The organism is Paenarthrobacter sp. 22069 (genome assembly GCF_052046035.1).
Classification (GTDB): Bacteria; Actinomycetota; Actinomycetes; order Actinomycetales; family Micrococcaceae; genus Arthrobacter.
The window spans coordinates 1-26122 of sequence record NZ_JBQEQF010000032.1 but is presented as its reverse complement, the minus strand read 5'-3'; the positions used below and the strand labels follow the sequence as shown (position 1 = coordinate 26122).

General features: G+C 63.3%; 20 protein-coding genes and 1 pseudogene. 3 read left to right on the top strand and 18 right to left on the bottom strand.

Translation table 11 applies throughout. From position 1 onward, the window contains the following. Positions 1-13: 13 nt before the first annotated feature. The 3 genes from ACTJK0_RS19560 to ACTJK0_RS19550 all read right to left on the bottom strand — a co-directional run bounded on the left by ACTJK0_RS19560 (position 14) and on the right by ACTJK0_RS19550 (position 3699). Entirely contained in the window at positions 14-961 is a 948-nt protein-coding gene (locus ACTJK0_RS19560) for a phosphoglycerate dehydrogenase (protein ID WP_440746304.1), read from the bottom strand. Between the two features lie 102 nt (positions 962-1063). Beyond that, positions 1064-2437, bottom strand: a complete 1374-nt coding sequence (locus ACTJK0_RS19555) for a cation:dicarboxylate symporter family transporter (RefSeq protein ID WP_440746303.1) — start codon at positions 2435-2437, stop codon at positions 1064-1066. 95 nt (positions 2438-2532) lie between these two features. Next, positions 2533-3699 (bottom strand): mandelate racemase/muconate lactonizing enzyme family protein, encoded by a 1167-nt coding sequence (locus ACTJK0_RS19550; protein ID WP_110543375.1) that lies wholly within the window; start codon positions 3697-3699, stop codon positions 2533-2535. 232 nt (positions 3700-3931) lie between these two features. On the opposite strand from ACTJK0_RS19550, the gene ACTJK0_RS19545 reads away from it, so the two are divergent. After that, entirely contained in the window at positions 3932-4630 is a 699-nt protein-coding gene (locus ACTJK0_RS19545) for a GntR family transcriptional regulator (protein WP_110543373.1), read from the top strand. Between the two features lie 144 nt (positions 4631-4774). On the opposite strand, the pseudogene ACTJK0_RS19540 reads toward ACTJK0_RS19545, so the two are convergent. The 6 genes and pseudogenes from ACTJK0_RS19540 to ACTJK0_RS19515 form a co-directional block, all read right to left on the bottom strand. Further along, positions 4775-5060 (bottom strand): annotated as a pseudogene (locus ACTJK0_RS19540) (helix-turn-helix domain-containing protein); the annotation flags it as partial. Positions 5061-5908: 848 nt separating this feature from the next. Beyond that, a complete protein-coding gene (locus ACTJK0_RS19535) occupies positions 5909-7084 on the bottom strand; it encodes a serine hydrolase domain-containing protein (RefSeq protein ID WP_110543368.1) in 1176 nt (391 codons plus the stop codon). Positions 7085-7620: 536 nt separating this feature from the next. Continuing rightward, on the bottom strand, positions 7621-7863 hold the full coding sequence (locus tag ACTJK0_RS19530; protein WP_440746302.1) for a hypothetical protein: 243 nt from the start codon (positions 7861-7863) through the stop codon (positions 7621-7623). Positions 7864-8299: 436 nt separating this feature from the next. Beyond that, complete coding sequence (locus ACTJK0_RS19525) at positions 8300-8638, bottom strand: nuclear transport factor 2 family protein (protein ID WP_110543365.1); 339 nt, start codon at positions 8636-8638, stop codon at positions 8300-8302. Further along, entirely contained in the window at positions 8638-10014 is a 1377-nt protein-coding gene (locus tag ACTJK0_RS19520; protein ID WP_440746301.1) for an MFS transporter, read from the bottom strand. Before ACTJK0_RS19520 ends, ACTJK0_RS19525 begins: the two co-directional genes overlap by 1 nt. A gap of 13 nt (positions 10015-10027) precedes the next feature. After that, on the bottom strand, positions 10028-11566 hold the full coding sequence (locus tag ACTJK0_RS19515) for a carboxylesterase/lipase family protein (protein ID WP_440746300.1): 1539 nt from the start codon (positions 11564-11566) through the stop codon (positions 10028-10030). A gap of 155 nt (positions 11567-11721) precedes the next feature. Between ACTJK0_RS19515 and ACTJK0_RS19510 the strand changes: the two genes are divergently transcribed. After that, positions 11722-12720, top strand: a complete 999-nt coding sequence (locus ACTJK0_RS19510; RefSeq protein ID WP_440746299.1) for an Lrp/AsnC family transcriptional regulator — start codon at positions 11722-11724, stop codon at positions 12718-12720. Between the two features lie 227 nt (positions 12721-12947). Here the strand turns inward: ACTJK0_RS19510 and ACTJK0_RS19505 are convergent, their stop codons facing one another. The 6 genes from ACTJK0_RS19505 to ACTJK0_RS19480 all read right to left on the bottom strand — a co-directional run bounded on the left by ACTJK0_RS19505 (position 12948) and on the right by ACTJK0_RS19480 (position 19994). Further along, positions 12948-13760, bottom strand: a complete 813-nt coding sequence (locus ACTJK0_RS19505; protein WP_440746298.1) for an SDR family NAD(P)-dependent oxidoreductase — start codon at positions 13758-13760, stop codon at positions 12948-12950. Between the two features lie 60 nt (positions 13761-13820). Continuing rightward, the gene (locus ACTJK0_RS19500) at positions 13821-15038 is read right to left on the bottom strand and encodes an IS110 family transposase (RefSeq protein WP_440746297.1); all 1218 of its coding nucleotides are present in this window, start codon (positions 15036-15038) and stop codon (positions 13821-13823) included. 332 nt (positions 15039-15370) lie between these two features. After that, the gene (locus ACTJK0_RS19495; RefSeq protein ID WP_440746296.1) at positions 15371-16780 is read right to left on the bottom strand and encodes an aldehyde dehydrogenase family protein; all 1410 of its coding nucleotides are present in this window, start codon (positions 16778-16780) and stop codon (positions 15371-15373) included. Positions 16781-16836: 56 nt separating this feature from the next. Continuing rightward, the gene (locus ACTJK0_RS19490; protein ID WP_440746295.1) at positions 16837-17610 is read right to left on the bottom strand and encodes an SDR family NAD(P)-dependent oxidoreductase; all 774 of its coding nucleotides are present in this window, start codon (positions 17608-17610) and stop codon (positions 16837-16839) included. A gap of 73 nt (positions 17611-17683) precedes the next feature. After that, positions 17684-18487, bottom strand: a complete 804-nt coding sequence (locus ACTJK0_RS19485; protein WP_110543465.1) for a MoaF C-terminal domain-containing protein — start codon at positions 18485-18487, stop codon at positions 17684-17686. A gap of 52 nt (positions 18488-18539) precedes the next feature. Further along, the gene (locus ACTJK0_RS19480) at positions 18540-19994 is read right to left on the bottom strand and encodes an APC family permease (RefSeq protein WP_440746294.1); all 1455 of its coding nucleotides are present in this window, start codon (positions 19992-19994) and stop codon (positions 18540-18542) included. A 211-nt stretch (positions 19995-20205) separates the two neighbouring features. On the opposite strand from ACTJK0_RS19480, the gene ACTJK0_RS19475 reads away from it, so the two are divergent. Continuing rightward, complete coding sequence (locus ACTJK0_RS19475; protein ID WP_440746293.1) at positions 20206-20853, top strand: TetR/AcrR family transcriptional regulator; 648 nt, start codon at positions 20206-20208, stop codon at positions 20851-20853. Between the two features lie 67 nt (positions 20854-20920). On the opposite strand, the gene ACTJK0_RS19470 is transcribed toward ACTJK0_RS19475, so the two are convergent. The 3 genes from ACTJK0_RS19470 to ACTJK0_RS19460 form a co-directional block, all read right to left on the bottom strand. After that, the gene (locus ACTJK0_RS19470) at positions 20921-21829 is read right to left on the bottom strand and encodes a diguanylate cyclase (protein WP_110543352.1); all 909 of its coding nucleotides are present in this window, start codon (positions 21827-21829) and stop codon (positions 20921-20923) included. Continuing rightward, the gene (locus tag ACTJK0_RS19465) at positions 21826-24876 is read right to left on the bottom strand and encodes a response regulator (protein WP_440746292.1); all 3051 of its coding nucleotides are present in this window, start codon (positions 24874-24876) and stop codon (positions 21826-21828) included. The genes ACTJK0_RS19470 and ACTJK0_RS19465 overlap by 4 nt, the downstream gene beginning before the upstream one ends. A 559-nt stretch (positions 24877-25435) precedes the next feature. Further along, on the bottom strand, positions 25436-26122 hold a 687-nt coding region (locus tag ACTJK0_RS19460), incomplete at its 5' end, for a sugar phosphate isomerase/epimerase family protein (RefSeq protein ID WP_440746291.1).

Here is a 26122-nt window from a genome sequence, read left to right as displayed (position 1 = left end):
TCGGTGTTTGGAGTTAGCGGTCGACCGGGTGGGCCGGTTCGCGGTTTTCGAGGACGTCGATGACGGCGTGTGCGGCAGCCAGCCCGGCCCGTGCCCGTGCCTCGATCGTTTGTCCGGCGAGGTGGGAAGTGATGAGCACATTCTCCAGGCCGCCTAGGGGGCTGTCGCCGGGTAGGGGTTCGCTCCCGAGCACGTCCAGCGCGGCGCCGGCGATAGTGCCGTCGGAGAGTGCTTTGGCCAAGGCTTGTTCGTCCACGAGGGAGCCGCGGGCGGTGTTGATAAGGACTGCGGTGGGTTTCATTGTTTGCAGCCGAGGTGCGTCGATGAGTTTGCCGGAGCTTTGGCCTCCGCGGGCATGCAGGGAGAGGTAGTCGGCGCCGGCGATGACGGTGTCGAGATCCGTGTACTGGAACGTGGCGTTTGCTGGGTCCGGGTGGGCGGTGCTGACCAGGACGTTCATGCCGAGAGCTGCGCCCAGGCTTGCCGTGGCGCGTCCGCTGGCGCCGTAGCCGACTATTCCCAGGGTGGAACCTCGGAGCTCATGGCCGGCTTCCCGGGGCCAGCCGCCCTGGCGGACGGCGGTGGTGACCTCCAGGAGGCGGCGTGCGGACATGATGATCAGTCCGATGGCCAGTTCGGCGACCGAGTGGTGGTTTGTTCCGGGGGCATTGCAGACCCTGATTCCTTGTGCGGCCGCGGCCTGGACGTCGATGGAGTCGTATCCCACGCCGCTGCGGGCGATGACTTTCAGGGATGCGGCGGCGGAGAGCATGTCGGCGGTGACCGGTTCGCTGGCGAGGATGGCTCCGGAGATGCCCTCGAACAACGAGCGGCGTTCCTTCAGTGTCCGTGAGCCTCTGGACGGTGCGTAGACGGGTTCCAGGCCATGGCCGCGGAGGAGGTCGTAGACGGCATCTCCGGCGTGCAGGTAGTCGGTAGTGATGAGTATGCGCCCGGCCATGGTGTGATGTTCCTCGTCGTTATAGCGGTTGGCTGGTGCTGGGTGAAGTGCACACTGGGCAGGGCCGCCCCCCCCCGGGGAGAGAGGCGGCCCTGACAGGGTTTAGTGGGCGTCGACCGTCTCGGTCTCGACGTGGTCGGCCGTCCTTGCCGGAAGTTCGTTTTTCTTTCGACCCGATGCGTGTATCACGTTGCGGGCCTGTGCCAGGTCGAAGTCTTTCTCCCATTTGCCGACGACGACTGTTGCCAGCACGTTGCCGATGACGTTGATGAAGACGCGGCCTTCGTTCAGGAGGCGGTCAACGCCGACGATGAGGGCGAGGGCCGCGGTGGGGATCGCGCTGACGGCTCCCAGGGAGCCGGCGAGCACGATGAAGGCTCCGCCGGCGACGCCGGCTGTTCCCTTGCTGGAAATCATCATGATGCCGACCATGGCCAGCTGTTGTTCCCAGGAGAGGTGGATCCCGACTGCCTGGGCCAGGAAGACGGAGGCCATGGTCAGGTAGATCGCGGAACCATCGAGGTTGAAGGAGAACGCGGACGGGATGACGATGCCGACGGTCGGCTTGCCGACGCCCATGTTTTCGAGCTTCTTCATGACCTGCGGGAGCACTGCCTCGCTGGAGCATGTTGCCAAGGCGATCAGGAGCTCGTCTTTGAAGTAGCGCATGACGGTGAAGATGTTCAGGCCGCAGGTCCGGGCGATGATGCCCAAGACGACGAGGACGTAAACGATGCAGGTGGCGGTGAAGAGCAGGATGAGGAAGCCGAGCTGCTGAAGGCTGGTGGCCCCGTACTTGGCCACGGTAGCGGCGAGGGCGCCGAAGGTGCCGATGGGTGCCAGGCGCATGAGCCAGCCAACGATCCGGAAAATAACGGTAGATAGGGCGCGGATGCCGCCGGTGAGCAGGACACCGGATTCGCCCGAGAGGTTCAGTGCTGCGCCGAAGACGATGGAGACCAGGAGGGCGGCCGGGATGGCGCTGCTGGTGAGGGCGCCGAAGAATGACGTGGGGATCAGGCTGTTGACGAACTCGATGCCGTCAAAGCTCTTGCCGGCGCCGGGGATCTTGTCGGCGTTCAGCTTGGACACGTCGATGTTCATGCCGTCGCCGGGGTGGAAGATGTTGGCGACGAGCAGGCCGATGAGCATCGAGATGAGGGAGAGGACGATGAAGTAACCGAGGGCCTTGATGCCGATTCGTCCTGCTTTGCGGAGGCTGTCCATGGACGCAACGCCGAGGGTGACGACGCAGAAGACGACCGGGATGATGATCATCTTGACCAAGTCGATGAACCAGTCGCTGAGCGGGGTCAGCTGCGAGCCGACCTGCGGGATGAACATGCCTACGAGGATGCCGAGGACTCCTCCGAGGAGTACCTGGAACCAGAGTTCACGGATCGGACGCCCGAACCGGGACGACTGTTTGGGCGGGTGTGGGGAATGCTGGTGGTCCTGCACAGTGTGGGAAGACATCTTGGGTGCTCCTTTGCACGTCAGACAGAGAAGTTAGGGGTGGTTGCCTGGTCCCGGGCAGTTCTGCTGCCCGGGACCAGACAGGTGTGGGTGGTTTACTCGTGCAGGCCGCGCAGGACCTTGTAGAACTCGGCCTTGCCTTCCAGGCCAATGCCGGGCAGGTCGCCGGGGGCTACACGGCTGTTGACGACGACTGCGTCGTCGGTGAAGCCACCGGTGGGCTGGAATTCGCCGGGGTAGGACTCGTTGCCGCCGAGCTTGAGGGCTGCGGCGATGTGCAGGGAGAACTGGTGTCCGCCGTGCGGGATGCAGCGGCGGGAGGACCAGCCGTGCTGGGCAAGCATGTCCTGGATCCGGCGGTATTCGGTGAGGCCGTAGCTCAACGCCGGGTCGACCTGAATGAAGTCCCGGTCCGGGCGCATGCCGCCGTAGCGGACCAGGTTCCGTGCGTCCTGGAGGGAGAACAAGTTCTCTCCCGTGGCGATGGGGTTCCGGTAGTGCTCGGAAAGGGTGGCGTTCAGGGCGTAGTCCAGCGGATCGCCGACTTCTTCGTACCAGAACAGTCCGTACTTATCGATGGCTTTTCCATATTCCAGGGCGGTGTCCAGGTCGAACTTGCCGTTGACGTCCACCATCAGGCGGGACGCATCGCCGTCGAGGACCTCGATCACGGCCTCGATGCGGCGAAGGTCCTCTGCCAGGTCGGCGCCGCCGATCTTCATCTTGACAATGTTGTAGCCCTGGTCAAGGAAGCCGCGCATTTCGTTCTGCAGGTCTTCCAAGGTCTTGCCGGGGGCGTAGTAGCCGCCGGCGGCATAAACGAAGACGTCCTTGTCCGGATTGCCGTCACCGTAGTGGTCCGAGATCCAGCGGTACAAGGGGACACCGGCGATCTTTGCGGCGAGGTCGTGGAGGGCCATGTCGGCCACGCCGACGGCGACCGACCGTTCGCCGTGGCCACCGGGCTTTTCGTTGGACATCATGATGTCCCATGCCTTTTCCGGCGACAGTTCGCCGTTCTCATCCATGAGATCCTCGGCAGGAGCATCCATCAGGCGCGGCAGGATGCGGTCCTGCAGGATGCCCGTCGCGTTGTAGCGACCGTTGGAGTTGAACCCGTAGCCGACCAGCGGCTTGCCGTCAACGAACACATCGGAGACGAGCGCGATGATAGTGCAGTCCATCTTGGTGAAGTCAATGAACGCGTTCCGGATGGAGGAACTGATGGGGATGGTGCCTACGTGGGCGGAAACGATTTTCATCTTTGAATCTCTCTAGGTCGGATCTTATTTCTTATAAGATGGATGCTCGGAACTTGCCCGAGGGTCACATCACCTGCAGCAGCTGGTATCAAATATCTTATAAGACCTTGAATCGAGGTTAGCTTGCCCCTGACCGGGAGCACAAGCCCAGCGAACAGATTTCTTATAAGATGTTTCCTGACGGGCTATACTAAGGGGAAACGGACGACTCCCGGCAGATTTGGAGCGACAGATGAGTACCAATGTCTTTTCGAGTAAGGGCAGCCTCGCGTACAGCGAATTGCGCCAGATGATCCTCTCCGGCGCCTTAGCCCCTGGCTCGCGCATTTCCCAGTACGAGTTGGCCGAGAACATGCAGATGAGCATCACCCCCCTGCGTGAAGCGATCCGCCGGCTCTCAAGCGAGGGCCTGATCACTATGGACACCCACCGCGACTCCAAGGTGGCCGACATGAGCGCCGCCGAAGCCCGCGAGCTCCTGGAGGTCCGCCTCTCCTTGGAGCCGTCAGCAACCGAACTGGCCGCCTACCGCCGGACCGACGACGACGTTGCCATGATGCGCGCTGCCGCCGAGAAGCTGTTGCCCGTCACTAAAGTCTGGGGCGAGGATGCCATCATCGCCCACCGTGAGTTCCACCGCGCCGTTTACACCGCTTCGCACAACGCCACCCTCATCAAGCTCCTGGACGATCTGTGGGACAAGTCGGACCGCTACCGGCGCATCGGCTTGGAACTGCCTTCTGGCGATGAGCCCCGCACCATCGACCTGAACCAGCACCACCAGATCCTGGAACTCGTCACCGCCGGAGACGGACCCGGCGCAGCAGAACTGGCCCGCACCCACATTGCCAACAGCCTCACCGCATCGGTAACTGGGGCGTTGGAGGAGCGGGAGAACGCATCATCACCCGACCTCGAAAGAACAGCTTAGAGCCCCTGTCTGCTCCTAGATCTGATCTCTTCTGCTTATTGGCGTCAGGAGGCGCGACATCTAGCGCCGCCAAAACGCCGCCACAGAGCGCCGTGAACCACAAGCTTGTGATTGTGAGCGGTAAGTGGCCCTCTTTCTGCCGCGCTAAGTGGCAGGCTGGGCGTCGGCAAGGGCTCGTAAGCGCCGGTAAAAGGTAGCTCGGGACATCCCCAAGTCGCAAGCGACCTGGGCGGCGGGCTCACTACTTTCAACAAGTCGGACTGCACTCCGAATCTGACTGTCCGTGAGCCGGCGGGGCCGGCCTCCCAATTTCTTTCCAGCGTCTCGGCGCTTGGCAATGGAATCAAATGACGCGTTCGCGCTTGATCTCGTGCTCCATCTGCGCGAGAGCTGCCATGACCGTGAACACCATGGACCCCATAGGTGTCGCCGGCGAGGCGCGGAACACAATTCTTAGTTCGGCTGCCTCGCGTCTTGAAAACAACAGCGTTCCACAGTCCCGGGGTGTCGACCGGGTAGGCGGAAGGGCAGAAGTTCCTGCGTCTCGGAAACACGTTTCACCAGAAAACTGTCCCGGCCGCACCGTGCCGGCATTTTGAGTAAGAATGGCCTTGGGGGGCGACTGGCGACAACCGGGGCCAGTACTTCCACCAGCGCGTCAGCTGTAATTGGAGGAGCTCGTTGGCGCTTGCCTTAGACGCCATGTGTTGCCGTGTGGACGTTGTCCACACCTGGGCTTCAGACTGGCCGATGCTGGCACGTCGGTGCTCCTATCGGTTGAAGGCGGGAATGGCGTTGATGCCACCGCTCTGGAGCCCCGGAGTATTGACCGGCCCCCGAATCCTACTGCGGATGGGCGACAACTTACTGGGGAATGATTTGAGACTGCGTTCCCTAGCCAACAGCACGACCGATTGTCGCAACCTTGCAGGGCTCCTATCATGGTGTTTACCGTTTCCTCTCTGCACCGAACAGAGACGTAATCTAAGGTCGCGACTGCCGTGGCGAAGAATCCTTTCGGGCATCGGACGCATGAACAGAAAAACCACGAGAAGCCCGGGGACCATCACCGGCTGCACTTGACGGAGTGGTTAAAGCGGGAGGACGAGGGCATAGAGCGCGGCTACAGCAGCATCTTCCTCAGCTATCATGACCGCCCGCTTCCCCCGGAGCGTACGTGCATCCAGGGGCACGAGATCCAGCCGGGGCAGGAGCACTGCTCGCACGGACATCCGGTCGGATAACGGCTCACGTACGTTCTCATTTGGCTCATGCGGCTCATTTGGCTGGCGCGCAGAGCCGGTCCAGGGTCTCGTTGAGGGTGGATTGGATTTGGCCGCTCAGGAGTTCACGCTTGTTCCCGGTGGACTCGTCCTCCAGTGGGGTGGGCAGCGGTGGTGTTGTGACGGTCATCGCGGCCTGGTAGCGCCCGTCCGCGCTGCTTGCCGCCACTGTTACATAGCTCCAGAAGAGCCCTTGGCTCATGTACCGGGATTGAATCGAGCATCCGTCCGCGTGCTCCCACACGCCCAGCCCGTAGGGCGCGAAGCCGGGACTTGTCTTCATCTCCCGCAGTGATGCCGGAGAGATCGCCCGCCCTTGAAAGATGCTGGCCATCAGCAGGTTCACGTCTGCCATAGTTGAGACCGCACCTCCGGCTGGATTCCCTGCGAAAAAGATGTTGTCTGTGGTGTCGATCCGTTCACCGTAGAGGGTCACGTAGCCATGTAGGAGTCCGGCCTCGTGCAGGTTGACCCGGTCCAGGGTGGTGTTCTGCAAGCCGAGAGGATCGAAAACCTCCTCCTTCATGACCTGAACGAAAGGCTTGTGCCGCAGCGTCTGGATCAGGAGGCCGAGCGCGAAGTAATTCGAGTTCGAGTACTTGAAAGACCCCACGCTAGACGCTTCCCAGGGGAGGGTCCCTGCCAGCTCCAAGCCACGCTCCATCGTCATCGTCCGGGAGAGCACGGGGCGGAAGTCAACATCGACAGGCAGCGCATCGTCGGCTTCGGGCATCCCGGATGTGTGGCTGAGCAGTTGCCGGACGGTGATCGGGCCTGGCGGCTTGAGTGTGGATGTGAATCCTGGGATGACATCGTTGACGGAGTCGTCGAGTCCGATGAGGTGGTCGTCGACGAGCTTGAGCACGGCCACGGCTGTCATGGTTTTGGTGACGCTGGCGACCTGCACCCGGTCAGTAGGTTGCGCCTGCGTCTTGGTCTCAAGGTCGCGCACGCCGTAAGACCTGGTCCATTCCCCCTCGGGCCACCTGACTTGCACGACGGCGGATACTGCACCCTCGTCCATGAACAGCTGGACCTGACTTTCCAGGGAAGCGAAGGAGTTCGGTGAACTTGATGACGGTGCGGGCTCATCGGTGGAATAGGTACAGCCAGAGACAAGGAGGACGACGGCGAAGGCCAGCCGGCTCCACCCGTGATTGTTCGTGCCCATCGCGGCACCTGCTCGGGACAAGGTGACAGATCCATGGCCGCCTGCGGCACCACGTCCGGCCAAACCTGCGACAGTACCGTCCGCCCAGCACCTCAATATTAGGACTGTCCCTCATGATGGGGAAGCAGCCACCCAGGGAAGGTGCAGCGGCGAACCAGTTAGGGAATTCCTGCTGCATGTTGCAGTCGCGGACAACCCATCAAAGGCATGGACCAGGACGCCGATGGGTGATATATCGGTTCCAGGCTCAAATTCAGATCCGGGTGACGCGGCCGGTAAGGGCATCAGGAGCCAGGACGGTTCCTGAAGCCCTTCGATGATGGGGTCCAGGGCGCGAACTCAACTGATGACGTCGGAGTGAAGTCGACTTCTGGTTTTGCCACTTCGTTTCCCCGCTTTCGTTGATTCCATTCTTGGAACGGCCAGCGGACCTCCTTCACCGTTTAAGCAGTATCGCCCCCGCTGTGCGAGGGCCATTATTGAACTGTTAGAGCGGCTGCCTGCACGGATCGGAGAAGGTCATGTTTGGGGCTCTGCTATGCAAATTGAATATCAGCCATAAATGGCATGTCGAACACGCCGAAGACGGTGGCCTCTACAAGCGCTGTCTGCGGTGCGGCAAAGACGACGATAGTGGCGGCGGAGGTCACGGCAACTTCAGCGGCTTCATTGGACCCGTCGGAGGAGGCGGGGGAGGCTAAAGAGTCGCTGCGGGGTCGCGCCCCTGTTGGCGTCACGCGCGGCCGTCCTTGCCGCCAGCCGTGGATGACGGCGTTCAATTGCTTTTCCTTGGCTGGGTGAGCCTTCCGGCGTAGTGGTCGACGCGTTGGTTCTCTATGACGCTAGGGTCACGTACCGGCATTCCACGCCCCATCGCTACAGCCGGCACCGGCTCTAGCGCCAAGCCGGATGCCCGCAGGCCGCTTTGTCGCAGCCACGTGTTTCTCTGCCCATGAACTGCAGGAGGCCTCAGGCAAACCAGAGGCCGCGCCCACCTGTGCCGGACTTCCAGCACAGAGACGAACCGCGTTCTTCAATAGTCGGTGGCTGGCCTTTGGGTGCTGAGCCGGAGCCAAGAGTGTGGACGTTGTCCAACTCTTGGCTCCGGATCGACTCTTACGGGCTTCGGACCGGTAGCTCGGGGTGCTGCGATGGCAGCGGTCAGGATGACAAAGGACGACGGCGGGAATCCCGCCGTCGTCCTTAGTTTGGTTTTCAGGCTCGATAGGCCCACTGTGCGAGTAGTCGCCCGTCGTCGTCGTACTTTTGGACGGCCAGCCCTGGGCCGTGGTAGCTCATTCCGGCAAGAGGGTTGTGGTGGTTGTAGGTGAAGGCGATCAATGGCCCGTGCGATGTGACTTCCTGCAGGTGAAACCGGGTTTGTCCGGCCCCCTTGCAGGCCAGGACGCTGACTTCCTCGATGCCCCGGTATGTCCTGTCGAGTTCGACGATGGTGTATTGAACGTCGTCGTGGAAAGTGGAGATCAGGGGTTCCGGGTTTCCCTTGTTGTAGGCCGCCATTACGGTTCGCACTGTCTCGGAGAGGGTGTTCACTACTGGACGCCCGCTTTCCCTTGAGGTGCCGGTTTCAGGGCGGTGTCACGCCCTCCGTCGATGTGCTCATGATTCGTTGGGGTGCGGGGGATGGCAAGGGCAGCCAGTGCCCCGGCTACCGCGACGCCTGCAATGAACAGGAGGGGAACGACGACATTGCCGGTCCAGTCCTGGCCGAGCCCCATGACGTAAGGGCCAAGGAAGGACCCTATGGAGCCGATGGTGTTGATCAGCGCGATGCCTGCGGCGGCCGCTGTCATGCCCTTGAGTTGGAGGTTGGTGACCGCCCAAATGATGGGGCCGGTGGCGGTGAAGAGTGCACTGGCGAGGGAGATGCCGATGAGGGTGGGGGCCAGTTGGTCGCTGGTGGCCACACTGGCCCCGAGTCCCAGTGCGGCCAGTACCATGCCCGTGACAAGTACCCGGCGGTGCGCCTGGCTGCGGTCGCAGTAAATGCCAAGGGCGATGGTCGCCACGACAGCGACGGCGAACGGGACCGAGGACAGGTACCCGATGGTCATTACATCCGTTACGCCGGTGTTTTTGATGATGCTGGGTATCCAGAACACGACGGCGTAGATGCCGACGTAATTGGCTGCCAGGATGAAGCCGAGGAGCCAAACCCGCTTGTTGGTAATGGCCTTCTTGAACTGTTTTGAGGCTTTCTCACGTGCGCCGGCGGGGCCCAGGCTTTCCGCAATGGCGGCCCTTTCCTCCGCGGTCAGCCAGCCGGCGTCCTTCGGCGAGCTGGCAACGGAAAAGAAGAAGATAATGCCAAGGAGGGCAGCCGGTATGCCTTGCATCACAAAGAGCCATTGCCAACCTGCCATACCTGCGAGTCCCCCAAGGCTGGACATGACCCACCCGGACAAAGGACCGACGAACATGCTGCCGATGGGTCCTGCGATGACCAGCAGCGCCAAGGCCTGTGCGAGGCGTTTGCGTGGGAACCACTGGGACAGGAAATAGACCATGCCCGGGTAAAAGCCCGCTTCTGCAATGCCCAGGAAGATCCGGGCAGTGTAGAACTGTTCAGTGTTTTGGACGAACCCGGTAGCGATGGTGACAGCGCCCCAGGTGACCATGATGCGGGCGATCCATACTTTTGCGCCAACGCGTTCGAGGATCATATTGCTGGGCACTTCAAAGAAGATATAGGCGAGGAAGAAGATGCCGGCGCCAAGGCCGTAGGCCGCGGCCGAGAGGCCGATGTCGGCACTTATTTCCAGTTTTGCGAAGCCGATATTAACCCGGTCAATGATGGCCACGGCGTAGCAGATGGAGGCGAGGGGCAGGATTCGCCAGGCGAGCTTTTTGTAGAGGGTCGTTGGCAGGTCCCCGGTGCCTTCGGAAGCTGTGTCGTTGGTGTACGTCACTGTACGGACTCTTTCACTCGTCGGTGGTGGTGTTGGTTGAGTGCATGGCGGGGAATTCCCACCAGGTGTCGGGCTGCCACTTTGCCGTTTCCCATGCCCGCCGTTGTTGCTGCCGGGGGTCCGGGACCACTGTTGGGGTGGTGTCCAGCAACATCGTCCACCGTTCTGTTTGCCGGTATTCCGGCCAGAAGGGCAGATCGGCGCTTTCGGGTTTTCCGTGATGGATGAAGCTTGTCCACGCTTGCCGGATTCCTGATGCCAGAGTCTGCAATGCCGGTTCCGCCCCTTCGAGTCCAATGTCCCATACGAAGGGAACGTCGGACCCGTGGAACCCCCACTTCTCCTTCGGGGCGCCGGGGCTTGGCGCATCGAAGCGGTAACGCCAGCAGGACGCATTGTCGGACTGGCTGTCGAGCAGCCGAATGGTGGGGATGCCGTACCGTTCGTCCGCCAGGACAGCGCAGTGAAGTTGGCGCTCGTCCGCCCCTGGGAATGTGCGTAGGTAAGTATCCAGCACTTTCGCTGCTTCGTCCCCGAAAATTTTACGGAGGACGCGTGGTGACTGTTCCGATGCGCTCGGGTCGGCGAGGTCATAGCTCCCGGCCTCGTTGGCTGTCACGCCGGCCATGATGTTGATCCCCTTGGCCCGGCCCTTAGCCAAGGCGTGGACGGGGGCTTCGGGAAGGACCGTCCCGTCAACAGTAGGGCGCCAGACCCACGTTGCCCGGACCCCGGCGGCGATCTCCTGCTGCGCGGCGAGTATGACGTCAACGGGCATTGTCAGGAGCTCTGCTGCGTTCGCCGGGCTAAGGCGCAGAGTGCGGAGCAGCGCGGCGGTGACCTGTTCGGCGGTATCCGGGGTGTTGAGGTGCTCGCCGCCACTTTGGATGATTCCGCGCTGGAACAGGCCTTCGGCCATGGGCGAGGCCATCAGATTAACCACACTTTTGGCCCCGGCCGAAACGCCGGCAATGGTGATGCGTGAAGGGTCGCCCCGGAATGCGGCCACGTTGTCCCGGACCCATTTCAGTGCCGTGATCTGGTCCAGCAGCCCTGCGTTTGCCGACGAGGCGTACTGCTCTCCGAGGAGGTGGTCCAGCTTCAGGAAACCGAGGGCCCCCAGCCGGTAGTTGACGGTCACAACAACGGTGCCTTCGAGGGCGAGGGCGGTCCCGTCGCCGATGAAGTTGGCTCCTGATCCCCAGGTGTATCCGCCGCCGTGGAACCAGACCAGAACCGGGCAGGGCGAGTCTGTCGGCTGCGCCGGGGCGGTGATGTTGAGGAAGAGGCAGTCCTCACCCATGGGCGAGTCATCGTCCGACGGCGTTGCCCCGCCAGGCGGGACGAGCTCGGCGGCGAGCACTTGCGGGGCGCGCGTGGGAAACGTGTCCGCCTCACGGATGCCCTCCCAAGGCTCTGGTGGCTGGGGAGCGAACCACCGCAGGGGCCCGGTCGGGGGAGCGGCGTACCGGATCCCCCGCCAGCTGATGGTGCCGGCCTTTTCGACCCCGCGTACTGCTCCCTGACGCGTCGTTGCGACAGTTTCTGTCATTGCTCTTCCTTCGGTAGGTGGTGGCTTCGTCAACAATCGTGTGCTGCGTCACTGGTTTCCGACAACGCTTTCCGGATAAGTGGAAGAATCAGCCAGAAGTGTGGCGGGAAGTCTAGAGTTGGAGGTGACGATGAGGTCGTATCAGGGAGCGGGACATGGATGTGCTGGACGAGCTGGACCAACGGATTGTCGGGGCCCTGCAGGTAGACGGGCGCGCCTCATGGGCGAAAGTGGCCGCGGCATTGGGCGAGGCCGAACGGACGGTGGCGCGGAGGGGCTCCGAGCTCCTGCGGGACGGGCGGGTGCGGATACGCGCGTTGCCCAATCCGAGCCGCTTCAGGCATCTGGAACAGTTTGTGCTGAAGGTTGCCTGCAACCCAGGCTCAGCCGGTATTGCCGCTGCCGCCCTCGCGAGGCGCCCGGAAACCTTGTACACCTACATCCTCACCGGTTCCGCGGATTGTGCGGCAGAGCTTTCCAGCCCAGCTTCCAAGTTTGCAGAGCTGCTGATCCGGGACATAGGGAGTATCCCGGGGGTGAGATCGGCGGCCACGTATCCGGTCCTCAGCTATCTCAGGACCATGCACCAGTGGAATCCAGGAGTCCTGACGCCGGAAGAAATCGAGGGGATGGGCGGAACCCGGTACTCGGAGGCTCCGACCGCACTGGAGCATGTTGAGCAGCTGGGCAAAGAGGACCGGCAGATTCTCCGGGCATTGGAACGTGATGGCCGGGCCACTTACGAGGAACTGGCGCGCATCACGGGACTCTCGGTGCAGACGAGCCAGCGCAGGGTGGAGCGGATGCGGCGGGAGGGGACATTGTTTATCCGTGCAGTCTTCGAGCCTGCGCTGCTCGGGTTGCCGGTTGAGGTGCTCCTATGGGTCAAAGTGCCGTTTCCGGAACTGGACCGCGTGGAAGCGGAAATGCTTCCTTCCTCGTCAGTCCGGTACGCTGCGGTCCTCGCCGGTGACTTCCAGCTGGTTGTCGATGCCGTCTTTCCCAGCCGCGCGGCACTTTCCACATACCTGAAAGGCTCAGAGTGGGCTGCCCGGGCCCAGGCCATCGAGCCGGCTGTGGTGATAGACGCCCTAAAACGCAGCGGAACAATGGCACTGTCGTTCGGCGAAGACCTCGGCGGGTACAGCTCCTGACGGGTGTGACTGCAGCCAGAGTGTTGCGCGGTCTTCGGTCACGGCATCAACTGATCCGTAGGAAGGTCCTACCTCTTGGCCTTGCAGGAATACTTGTTCGCTTGGCGTTGGCTCCACCCAATCGTGGATAAGTTCTGCGTTTCTGGGAGGCAGGACGCTTTCCTGCCCCTTCGTCATTTGGCACCAGCTGTTCGGCTTCTGCAGTGGCTGTGTCGATAGATTCAGGCCTAGTTATGCCCGGAGGTTGTAAGAGTGACCCGGGGGTCAAGGGCGAGCCCGCCAGGGTCCACTGCGATCATCCCGCCGTCCACTGGCAGCACCGCTGAATTGACGTACGACGCCTTGTCGGAGAGCAGCCACGCTATGGCCTCAGCGACTTCTGCCGAGGTAGCGGGTCTGCGCGCTGGAACGAAGGACGTTGCGACCTTGTACGCGTCGGTGTAGTCGATGCCGAGTTCTGCGCCGTACTCCTGCATTTCCATGTCGGCCATTTCGGTTCGCGTCCATCCAGGGCAGATTGCGTTGGCCCGCACACCGCGGGGTCCGTAGTCGACGGCTATCGACTGCATGAGCATGGTGAGACCGGCCTTGGTGGCGTTGTAGCCGGCGATTCCGCCGCTGGCCCTCAAGGCACCAGCGGAGGCAACGCCGACGATGGAACCACGTGAAGCAACGAGGTGGGGCATCGCCGCGCGGGCAAGTCGGAAAGGACCGGTGAGATTGGTGTCTAACATCGCATCCCACGCGTCATCAGTGAGGTCTCCCACCGCCCCTGACCGCACGATTCCCGCGTTCAGGACGACGCCGTTCAGGCGGCCGAAATGATCGATCGTGGTGGCGACCAGCCTCTCCACGTCAGGTTTGGAAGCTGCGTCCCCGACCACGGGAATGGCGCCGGTGGCTGCGGCGGCCGCCTGTAGTGGCTCCACGCGCCGGCCGGCGATGACGACCTCCCAGCCCTCGGCCCGGAGAACTCCCGCTGTGGCAGCGCCGATCCCTGTGCCGCCTCCGGTGATGATTGCTACTGGCTGATTGCTCATCGAGTTCCTCTTGCACTGGACATGGCCCTGCTGGCCGGGGGGGTGCCTCTATGGTTTTCGTCAAGCGGCTGATGGCAGGTTCCGGGGTTCGGGGTCTTGGTAGAGGGTTCCGTCTCGGAGCATGGCGAAGAGGACGTCTGACCGGCGGCGTGCGAGGGCGATGAGGGCTTGGTTGTGGCGTTTGCCTGCGGCGCGTTTTCGGTCGTAGTATGCGCGCGACGGCGGGTGGTGCAGGGCTGCGAAGGCGGAGAGGAACAGGGCGCGTTTGAGTTTTTTGTTCCCGCGTTGACTCGAATGCTCGCCGCGGATGGAGGTCCCGGAGCGTCGGGTGACGGGCGCGATGCCGGCGTAGGAGGCCAGATGGGCTGCGCTGGCGAAGTGCTTGCCGGTGACTTCGGTGAGGATTCGGGCGCAGGTCCTGACGCCGATGCCGGGCATCGAGGTCAGGACCTTATGAAGAGGGTGGGCCTCCACAAGGGCTTCGACCTGGGCTGCGATGTCGTCGCGCTGGTGCCGCAGGGAGAGCAGTTGTTCGGCCAGTTTCGGGAGCACGATCCCTGAGGCACCGGTGCCCACGACCACGACGGTTTGTTCGCCCAATGCCGTGAAGATAGCGTCGGTGAGCCGTTCGGCCGCCCGGGGTGCGTGCTTCTTCAGCCTGGTTTTGACGTGGCCTCGGCCGGCGGTCTTGAGCGCTGCGGGTGTCGGATACCGGGTGAGCAGGTCCGCCACCGCCGGGTGATCGAGGTGGGGGCCAACTGCCCGCTCGAGCGCCGGGTGGATCTGGGTGAGCAGCCCGCGGATCCGGTTGGATGTCGCGGTGATCTGGGCTGCGAGGTCGTCATCGAAGCCGCAGAGCACCCCGAGTTCGGCCAGCGTCTCATCATCCAGGGCAATCGTCCGCAGCGTGTGGGGCATGGACCGGGCTGCTTCGGCAATGATCGCCGCATCCCTGGCGTCGGTTTTGGCTTGGCCCGGGTGCAGGTCAGCGATCCTACGCATCGCCAGGCCAGGCAGGTAACCGACCGCTGCACCGAATGCCTGGGCGACCGCAACGGGCAGCGCCCCGATGGTGGCCGGCTGATCCACGACAAGCAGGATTCTCCCGTGCCCGGACAAGGAATCGAGGATCTCCGGCAGCCGGGCTTCGTCGTTGGGCAGGGCCTTGTCGAAGAGCTTCTTCCCCGCCCGATTCAGGGCCACGGCGTGGTGGCCGGATTTCCCGACGTCCAGACCGATGAATACGTCTATGTCCTGCTGATCCAGAATCACCGCCATACCCGCTCCCTTGTTTGCGCGTCACCATCCTGTGTTGGCTGGCCAACGGCGGCAGGTGTCGGCATCCACGTTACGAAGGACCCGTCGGCGTGCCTCTATCAGCGATCAACTGCCGCCAAGCCGGTCCCGGTGACAACACCCCCCGGATCATGAACGACTGGGGGCAGAAACCATGCCGGGACCGACCGGCCAACACACCCTCATCCTGCAACAGGAAGGGGCTACGAAAAAGGTAACGGGGGCGAAGCGTTAGAGCCGGGTCGAGGATGCGCAGGCGGGGTATATTGCGCCGTGCGCATCCTCGAACCCGTTCTTATTGATTGGGGGAGTAGTTAGCCGTTGATGACCTGCGGGACGCCAAGGTGCTTGAGGCCTTCGACGCCGAATTCAAGGCCGTAGCCGGACTGCTTGGCGCCACCAAAGGGGATACGGGGATCGACGGCGCCGTGCCGATTGATCCATACGGTCCCGGCTTCGATGCGGGCGGCGACTTCGCGGGCGGCTGGCAGATCGGAGGACCAGACGGACGCGCCGAGGCCGACGTCGAGGGCGTTGGCCTTCTCGATCGCTTCGTCGATGGTGCTGTATTTGATGATGGGCAGGGCGGGGCCGAATTGTTCTTCGGCGACGAGTGGGTTGTCGTTGTCGATGTCGGCCACGAGGGTGGTGGGGTAGAAGTAGCCTGGCTGGCCGGTGTCCGGGTTTCCGCCGAGGAGGACGCGGGCGCCGGAGGCCTTGGCTGCCTCGACGAGGCTCGCGACGACGTCGTACTGTGCCTTGTTCTGCAGCGGACCGAGGACGTTGTTTTCCTCCAGGCCGTTGCCCATCGGCATGGCTTTCGCGACGGCTACAAGTTCTTCGCAGACGGCGTCGTAGAGGTCCTCGTGGACGTAGAGGCGCTTCAGGGCGGCGCAGGTTTGGCCGGTGTTGATGAGGGCGCCCCAGAACAGGTCCTGCGCGATGGCTTTGGGGTCGGCGTCGGGCAGGACGATGCCGGCGTCGTTTCCTCCCAGTTCCAGGGTGAGCCGTTTGACGGTGTCCGCGGAGGACCTGATGATCTCCTTCCCGGCGGCGGTGGAGCCGGTGAACATGACCTTCCCGACGGCAGGGTGTTCGGCCAGCCGGGCGCCCACGGTGCGGTCGCCGGAGATGCCAGTGAGGATGCCTTCGGGGAGTTCCTCATTGATGACCTTGAGCAGGGCAAGTACGGAGAGCGGAGTCATCTTGGACGGTTTGACCACGACGGCGTTGCCCATCCGCAGTGCCGGAGCGATCTGCCAAGTGGTGATCATCATGGGCCAGTTCCAGGGGCCGATGGCGCCCACGACGCCGATGGGCCGGTAGTACAGCTCGGCCCGGGTTTCGCCGTCATCCACCACGGTTTCCGGTTCCAGCGGCGTGGTGGCGGCTGCCCGGAGCCAGGCGGCGCAGGCGCCGACTTCGAAGCGGGCGTTGGGGCCGTTGAGGGGTTTGCCCTGCTCGCGGGAGAGCAGCTGGGCGAGTTCTTCGGCGGAGCGTTCGACGGCGTCGGCTGCTTTCAGGAGGGCGGCGGACCGGCCGTCGTGGCCCAGGTTGGCCCACGCCGGCTGCGCTGCCACCGCAGCGGAGACCGCGTGCTCCAGGTCTTCGAGGTTATGGACGGGGGCTTCACCAACGGCGGCGCCTGTGGCGGGGTCGAAAATCGTCCGGGATTCAGCGCTTTGCGGTGCGATGCTGGCAAGCAGGGATTCATAGGTTTCCATGGGGTACTCCTTGTCGAGCAGCAGGGATGTTCCCTACGGTGTTGTCGGATTCGCTTTTAGGGGTTGGCGGTGAAGGCCAGTGAGGGCTGTGCTGAGCGGGCGGTGTAGCCAAAGTCCGCAATCAGCGTTGTCCCGTTGATGGGCGCACTGATGGGTGAGGCGAGAAACAGCGCGTGTCCCGCGATCTGCCGGGGTTCGATGACGGGAAGCCCTGAGCCGGCAAAGCCGTCGTCCAGTCCGAGATCGGCACGCGACATGGGGGTGTCCACGACGCCTGGGCACAAGCAGTTGAACCGGACCTGTGGATGGTCCACGGTGAGTGCCTTTGTCAGCATCACCACGGCTCCCTTGGATACGCTGTAGTGGGCCATGCCCTCGTAGGCGACGAACGCAGAGTCCGAACCGAGGAAAACCATCGACGCCAGCGTGCTCGAACGCAGCATGGGGACGCAGTACTTGGCAAGCAGGAAGTTCCCGCGGACGTTGACCGCCATCACGCGGTCCCAGTCCTCGGCGGATACATCTGTTGCACTCTGTCCTACAGGGCCGGAGATACCGGCGCAGGCAATGACGGAGTCCAGGCCACCGTAGAGGTCCTCCACTGCTTCTGCGAGCATCCGGACATCCGCTTCGACGGTGAGATCGGCATGGGCGAAGGAAACTTGGTGTCCGTCGTTGCGGAGCCGTTCTGCCGCGGCGGCGCCGTCGGGGTTGCGGTCGACAATGAGGATGTTTGCGCCTTCCGAGACCAGAAGGTCAACGCAGGCACGGCCGATGCCTGATGCACCGCCTGTCACCATGACGACGCGGTCACGCAGTTGCATGTCCATGAATGGTCTCCGTTATGTTGGTTGGCGGCTGCTCGGGGATGTCCGGTACAGGACCGGACATCCCCTGCAGGGCTTAGTGCTTGTTCGTGTCTTGGGGGTACTCGGTGGTGTTCAGGACGCTGAGCCGGGAGTTGAAGGGCAGAATGACCGGTTCGTTGGCCGGGTCGTCCCAGCCGAACATCCGCCCGATGGAGCGCTGTTCCCGCAGGTCCACGAGCAGGACGGCTTCAACGCACATCACTTTTTCGGTCCAAAAGAAGATGAAGAGATCCTCTGCGACTTCCCAGGTCATGCAGCGGTCGGTGTCGGCAAGTCCTGCTTCGCCGCCGCGGATGCAGTTCCAGGTGAAGGTGCCAGGGTTCAGGTAGATGTGTTCGTAGGTTTCAACGTTGCTGTAACGGTAAAAGATCCGCTTGCCGACCAGGCCGGATGAGCGTTCGTGCCGAGCCGCTGAGCCGTTGCTGTTGGTCTGGCTGAAGTCAGTGGTGCTGCGGGTCCTGTCGCCCACGAGGACGAAGCCTGATACGCCGGAAGTCACCGCGCCGGTGTTCCGGTCCCAGATAATGGTCACGTTTTCTGCTGCGAGCCCTTCACCCCGGACGAAGTCGATGATGAAGATCCCGGGGCGCGCTTCGATGGCTTTGTAGCCTGCTGTTGCGATGGTCTTCTCCTGGCCGCGCTGCGAGGTCCAGGTGACGGAGGATGCTGTGTCGAAGACGTACTCCTCGGTGGCTCCGTCTTGTCCTGGGATGCTTAGGGTGGCCCCTGTGAGGGCGGGCGAGGCGGGCAGTGTTTGATCACCGAAGCCTTCGAGCATGGCGGAAACCGGGGGCCACTCTTCTTCGGGAATGTAGTCCTGGATGTCGGTTGAAGTCATGGTGTGTTCCTTGTTCTTTTTCATTGAGTGGGGGACAGGTGGTGCGGCTGGGTCAGCCGATGACCGCGGCGAAGTTGATGGACGGCTTTTGTGCTCCCCTGGCGATTCCGGCTACGAAGAGGAGGGGGATGCCGAGCAGGAGCCAGCGTGCAATGCCGCCAGCGCCGCCGAGCAGGGCGTCATAGTTGTCCAGCGTCAGGTATCCGATGACGGTGAATGCCAGGAATGACAGGGAGGGTGCGATGACGGTGACCCAGAGGTTGTCCCGCATGCCGTTCCGGGCGAAGAAGACCACGATCGCTGCTGATGTCACTAGCAGGATGGTGATGAAGCCTGCGGTTCCCAGGGCAACGAACCAGGAGAATACGGTGGTGATGGGGTCGGCTCCTGCGAGCAGGAAGATGCTGATGACGGCGAGGACGACGATTCCGTTGATGAGGCCCGCGACATGTGGGGCGCCCGTTTTGGAGACGGCGGAAAGCTTCGTGGGCAGGGCTCCGGCGCGGCCGAGGGAGAAGAGGTAGCGGGAGAACATGTTGGACAGGCCCAGCAGCATGGCCAGGAAGCTGGTGACGACGAGGATCTGCATGGTCATGCTCAGCCAGTAACCGGCGCTGGTCCCGGCGAGGTCGAAGATCATGCCGGCCGGGTTGTCCGTGGCCACGGTCTGGATGTTGTTGATGCCGATGGCACCGCTAATGGCCCACGTGGAGATGGTGTAGAAGATTCCTACGAAGGCGATGACGAAGTAGGCGGCGCGTGGGATGGTGCGGCGGGGTTCTTTGGCTTCTTCCGCGAAGACGACCGTTGCTTCAAAGCTGGTGAAGCAGGCGAAAGCAAAGAGGAGGGAGATTCCCAGGCCGGGTCCAAAGACGGTGGAGCCGCTGAAGCCCTCGAATGTGAAGATGCCGATGCCCTTCTGGGCGATGAGGGAGATCACCAGTGCGGCTACCGCGAAGGCTTCGCCGACAATGAGAACTCCCAGCACTTTGAGGCTGGCGTCCACCCCGCGCATGGTCAGGCCGGTCACGACGGCAAGCAGCACGGCGATCCAGAGGTAGACCGGGATGTTGAGCCCGGTGATTCCTTCAACCAGGAGCTGGGCGAAGACACCGAACTGTGACCAGAGCCCGATTTGAAGGCTGAGGTAGGTCAGGATGGCTATCCCTGCCCCGCCTGTGGCCCATTTCGTTCCCAGGCCTTTGGCCATGTAGGCGACGAAGCCGCCGGCGTTGGTGATGTGCTGGCTCATCCGGAGGTAACCGACGGAAAAGAGGGCCACAAGAAGCGCGGCAATTACGTAGATGACGGGTGTTCCGGCGCCAGTTGCCGAGAACAACACCGGGCTTGCGCCCACGACGGCAGCCATGGGGGCGGCCGCGGCAATGGCAAAGAAGGCTATGGCCAGGACGCCGAGCTTATTAGGCCGCAAGCCTGCTGGGCTGAAGGAGTCCCCGCGCTCTTCCAACCCAATGGTCGTCGACACTTCGACTGATTCTTGATTCATGCGATGGCTCTTTTCGGGATGCAGGGCGCGAAGCCTGTGCGAAAAATTTGGTGCCCCTGTTTCCGTGCGGCAGTGCACGGAAGATACGGGGAGAAGCGGATTGCAACCGGTGAACTCGGGCGTGACCGCGGCCACATCTAAAACTATACGACCGTATAGTTCTTGGTGTCAACGTCGCCCGTTGGGGACCGGCAAAGACTAGACTCGGCATATGACGCAATCCCAGCCTTCGACCCGCTTGCCCTATGGGGACGGGCGCGAGGCTTTGCTGGCAGCAGTAATCGCCTTGGTGGGAGAGAAGGGACTGAGGGGGGTTTCTTACCGTGCCGTGGCGGCAAGGGCCGGCGTGAACCACATGCTCATTAGGCATCATTTTGGCTCGATCGAAGGCCTCCTCGCTGCCACGATGGAATGGGCCGTCCAGCGATCCATTGAAGAGACCGGGCTGGAGCGGATCGTCGACTTTGACGACAATTTCGCTGATTCACTGATTGCGGTCGTGGCCGCCGAACCGGAACTCCAGCTCTTCCAGTTCGAGATGCTGTTGGAATCCCGGCGGAACCCCGAGGTTCGGCGATTGGTGGAAAGGCTGTATGCCAGTTACATGCGGACCGTTGAGGACGCCCTCAGGCAGCGCGGCCTGGTTGCAGATGACGCCGTTTCGTTGGCGATCTTTGCTGCGTTGGATGGCCTGATGCTTCAGTTCCTGACGATCAGCGATCCGGTGAAGATCAGGGCCGCCGTGATCCAGGTCGGTCACATGGTCAGCCTGCTCGCATCAGCCAGGGACAGTGGGGACAGTGGGGACAGGGCAGCCGGGCATCACCTGCAACCGGTTGCACGCGGTGCAGGTTCATAAACCTTTCTTGCCCGTAAATTCCCCGGTTGCAGTTACCCTCGTGCTGTGCCCGCCTGGTTAACACGACTTACGGGGCGAGTTCAACCCTGTTTCGTCCGGCGGCTTTCGCCGCGTATAGGGCGGCGTCGGCCTCGCCCAGGAGAGCGTTGGCATCCACGCGGTGCTCGATGCTGAACGAGGATATCCCGGCGCTGAGCCGAAGTTGGCCGGACGTATCACCTTCGTGCGCGATCGCCAGGTCGCGGACTGCGTCCAGCGCTCGTTCCATCAGTGCTTTCGCGCCTGCGGTTGACTGTTTGGGAAGCACCAGTAGGAATTCCTCGCCGCCGTACCGGTATACGCCGTCGCTTTTGCGGACGGAGCCCAGGAGAGCGGCCGCCACTGCCCGCAGTGCCTGGTCTCCCGCTTGGTGGCCGTAGATATCGTTGTAGCTTTTGAAATTGTCCACGTCGCACATGGCTACGCTGTACTTCTCTGCGTATCTCTGGCTCCGTAGGTGCAGTTGTTCGAGGTCCTCCGCGAGCTTGAGCCGGTTGTGAAGCCCTGTCAGCGGGTCGGTGCGGGCCTGCCGCGACAGGACCTTTCGGTAGTGGGCGAGGTCAGCGTGGAGGGTGGTGATACGGTGCGCCACCAGGAGCCGGGCGTGCAGCACGAACGGGTCCAGCGGTTTGGTGACGTAGTCGTCGGCGCCGGCCTCCAGCCCGGCCAGCACGTCGTCCCGTGACCCCTGGGACGTCAGTAGCACCACGTAGGTGTACAGTTCCTGCTCGCGGGCCCTGATAGCGCGGCACAACGCCATACCGTCCAACCCCGGCATCATCCAGTCGGTGACCACCACGTCCGGCTCGTGTTGCAGGTACAGCGCCCACGCCTGGTCACCGTCCGCGGCGGTGAGGCAGTCATGGCCGGAACGTTGGACGGCGGCCCTGGCCACCAGCAGGGACCCTGGATCGTCATCGGCCACCAGTACTTTCACGGGGCCACCTCCAGCGCCGCGTCCAGTTCCGCGTCCAGCAGTTGCAGCTGTTCCTCAAGCCGCCGGATCAGCGGGGTCCCGACGTCGGGCATTCCGCGCCGTCCCAGCCCTTCCAGCTCGGAGCAGATCTCTGCCACGGCGGTGCCTCCGATATTGGCAGCGGACCCCTTCAGCGCGTGGGCAGCCTGCGCCAAAGCCGGGCCGTCGCCGTCGTGCACTGCCGTCTGGAGCGCATCCACCCGGGCGGGCAGGTCCCGGCGGAAGGCGGCCGCTGCCTCGGGCAGCAGGCCCCGGCCGTCCTCTGGCCCCAGCTGACGCAGCATGGCGATCCGGTCCTGATCCAGCACCGACGTGGGCCAGGGGTTCGCCCGCGTGGCGGTGCCCGTGACAGCAAGCGGCTGGGGGACAGGCTCGGTCACGGCCGCTGCAGAAGGCTCCGGGACCCAGCGTACGAGCGTGGCCTGCAGGGCGGTGGCGTCGACAGGTTTGGCGAGATAGTCGTCCATTCCGGCGGCGAGGCACCGTTCACGGTCACCGTCCAGGGCTCCGGCGGTCATCGCGATGATCGGCAGGCGGGGATGCGTGCCGTCCCGTTGGCGGATCCGGCGGGTGGCCTCGAACCCGTCCATCACCGGCATATGGCAGTCCATCAGGACGGCCGCGTACCGGAAACCGGCGGTCACGGAGAGGGCTTCGGCGCCGTTGGATACAACGTCCACCGCATAGCCCAGGCTGCTGACGGTGGCCCGCGCCACGAGCTGGTTCACCTCGTTGTCCTCCACCACCAGGATTCGGCCGCGTGATGGCCCGTCTTGTGCCCGGGACGTCTGGGCAGGCGCCGGCGCCGGAACCGAAGGCCCGTGCGTTGACATCAGCCGCACCAGGTGGTTGTAGAACTCGGAGCTTCGGACCGGCTTCATTAGCCATTCGCGGACGCCCGCCTGGCTGATCTCGGCCGCGTTCACCTGCATCGTGGAGGTGAGCATGATCAGTTCGATGCCAGCCAGCCGGTCATCGGCCTTGATGCTCCGCGCCAGCTCCAACCCATCGGTGCCTGGCATGCACAAGTCCAAGACGGCCAGGTCGAAAGGCTTCCCGGTAGCCTCCGCGTCCCGGGCCCGGGCTAACGCAGAGGCAGCATCGGGGACGGCTTCAGGCTGGAGCCGCCAGCCGCGCAGCTGGGATTCGAGTACCAGCCGGTTGGTGGCGTTGTCATCCACCACCAGCACCCGGAGGCCGTTGAGGAATCCGGCTTCGGGCACCGGATCGGTGGACGGGGGCGCCACCGGAAGCGGCAGCCGGAACCAGAACGTGCTGCCTTTCCCCGGGATGCTGTGGAGGCCGATTTCGCCCTTCATCGCGTCCGTAAGCCGGCTGCAGATGGCCAGGCCCAACCCAGTGCCGCCGTACCGGCGGGTGGTGGACGCGTCGGCTTGGGAGAAGGACTGGAAGAGCCTGTCGTGCTGGGAAGGGTCAATGCCGATACCGGTGTCACGGACCTCGAAGTAGACCGCAGCGGTGCTGCCAGCAGCGGCGCGGGGGTTCTCCGTCGTCACTTTGATGGACACCTCGCCGGAAGCTGTGAACTTAACTGCGTTGGACGCCAGGTTTAGGAGGACCTGCCGGATCCGGCCGGAATCGCCGACCAGCCGCTCGGGCACCTCTGGTTCGCAGTAGGCGATCAGTTCCAGGTTCTTTACCTGCGCCGGTTCGGCCAGGAGTCCTGCCACTTCCTCTACGAGGACCCGCGGGTCGAAGGGGCGTTCGTCCAGTTCGACCTTGCCAGCCTCGAGCTTGGAGAAGTCCAGGATGTCGTTGATGAGGGCCAGCAGTGCCTCGCCAGCGCCCTTGACGCCGTCCGCATACTGCCTCTGCGTTGGGCTGAGCGGGGTCTCCAGCAACAGGGCGGTCAGCCCTACCACCCCGTTCATGGGGGTGCGGATCTCGTGGCTCATGGTGGCCAGGAACTCCGACTTCAACCGGCTGGACTCCATGGCAGCCTCGCGGGCCGCTTCCAGTTCCTTGGTGCGGACGGCCACCTCGGCCTCCAGCCTGGTGGTTAAGGTGATGTTCTCCATGATGATGAGCACCTGGCGGACCATCACGAACACCAGGACGGCGGTGCCTACCGCCAGCAGGAAGGGATTCAGTTCCGCAAGATGGGGGCCGGCGAACAGCAGCACTGCCACCAGCAGCGGCACATACGGCAGCAGCTCCAGCGCCAGGGTATAGCCCGCCCGGTCAGGACCGGCGCCCTCCTGATACGGCGCCAGCGGCGCAAGGGCAACCAAGAGGAACGCGACGGTCCAGCCCAACGCGAGGGGCGAACCCGTAGTGCCCGTGACACCCTCGAAGGTTAACCGCACGTAGATGCTGTCCGTCACGGCCAGTAACAGCAGGCCGCCGCCCAAACACAACCACGGCAGCCGTTCGCCCGGCTGCCGGCGTACCGCAAGAACCAGCACCAGTGACGTGATCACCAGGTCCACCACCGGGTAGCCCATCCCGGTCAGCCGGGACAGTGGATCCCCCTCGGCATCGAAAGCAGGTCCCAGCACCACGAACCAGCTGACCACCAAAACAGATCCGGCGATCACTGCCGCGTCCATCACCGCCCGGGTCAGCGCCACATGGTTGCTGCCGCGCCTCTTGAACGCAAACAGGGCGACGACGGCGGGCACCGAGTATCCGAGGAACAGGGCGTCCGCCAGGGAGGGGAACGGGTAGACATGATTATTGGCCAAGCCGAAGTACGCGTACAGGGCCATTCCGGCGGCCCAGATGAAGGCCGCCGCCGACATAAAGGTCCAGGCCCTGGCGTTGGCGTCCGCCCGGCCGGCCGCCCGGGCACAGCTCACGCCGGCCAGCAGCGACGCTGCCAGAATCACGAAGTCGCCGGTCTCCAGCGCAGCCGGAGATCCGCTGTTGACGGCGAGAAAGAGGCCGAGCGCGGCGAGACCGATGACTGTCAGCCCGGCCATCCACTTCGCGGGCCCTTTGTTGCGGCTGCCGGCGGACCGGTGCTGCAGGAGACCAGTCTGAGACACGCGTAACCCTCCCCATAGCTGCGCCCTGAGACCCGCAGACGCCCGGAAAAATCCGAACTCTTTGAGCCCACCCGAGACCTGGGTGGAGACGCAGTTTCATGATAGGCCCCACCGGGCAAAAGGGCCGGGAGTCAGCCCAGCCGGTGCCGCCCCCTTAGGATAAAGCCCGCCTCAACAACGCGCGGCGTACTCCAGCTGAAGACGAACTGCCCTTTGAGAACTCCACCCGTACCCGTCGCCTCGTAAGCGAGCGTGGCGGGGGCGCGGGCATGGAATGGAAGCCAAGTGGGCCGGAACACGAGCTGGAGAAGGCTGAAACCGTGGGTCGTGCCCTCGCCGGAGCCCTGTGTGGCTCCGGTCACCTAAATACGGTGCAACCACTGTCAGTTCTGACTGTTGTAGATGGAGATTCCCGAACTTCCGGTGTAATAAGCAAGCAAACCGTCAAAGACGGGATTCGCCGGCGAACACCGGTGCATACCACTTCGCACTTGGGGGGTCACACACCTAGTGCATGTGACTTCAAGACGGACATTTTCTTGTCCGGTTCAGGAGTATTTCAATCTAGCGAATCTCGACTGCTGAAGGCGGCATCGAAGCTGGTCTGGGAGGCGGGGAAGTCGAACTTTTTGAGGTTGCCGAGGGCTTCGGGGGCGCCGTGGAGGCGGTCCATGCCGGCGTCTTCCCATTCGATGCTGATGGGTCCGTCGTAGCCGATGGCGGCCAGGGCCCGGAAGGAGGCTTCCCAGGGGACGTCGCCGCGGCCTGCGGAGACGAAGTCCCAGCCGCGGCGGGGGTCGCCCCAGGGCAGGTGGGAGCCGAGGACGGTGTTGCGTCCGGTTTGGCGGATCTTGGTGTCCTTGCAGTCCACGTGGTAGATCCGGTCCTTGAAGTCCCAGATGAAGGAGACGGGGTCGATGCCCTGCCACAGCATGTGGGAGGGGTCCCAGTTCAGGCCGAACGCTTCGCGGTGGCCGATGGCTTCGAGGGTGCGGACGGTGGTCCAGTAGTCGTAGGCGATTTCGGAGGGGTGGACTTCGTGGGCGAAGCGGACGCCGTTTTCGTCGAAGACGTCCAGGATGGGGTTCCAGCGGTCGGCGAAGTCCTGGTAGCCGGCGTCGATGACTTTCTCGGGGACGGGCGGGAACATGGCGACGTATTGCCAGATGGAGGAGCCGGTGAACCCGACGACGGTGTCCACGCCGAGGGCTTTGGCGAGCCGGGCGGTGTGTTTGAGTTCCTCGGC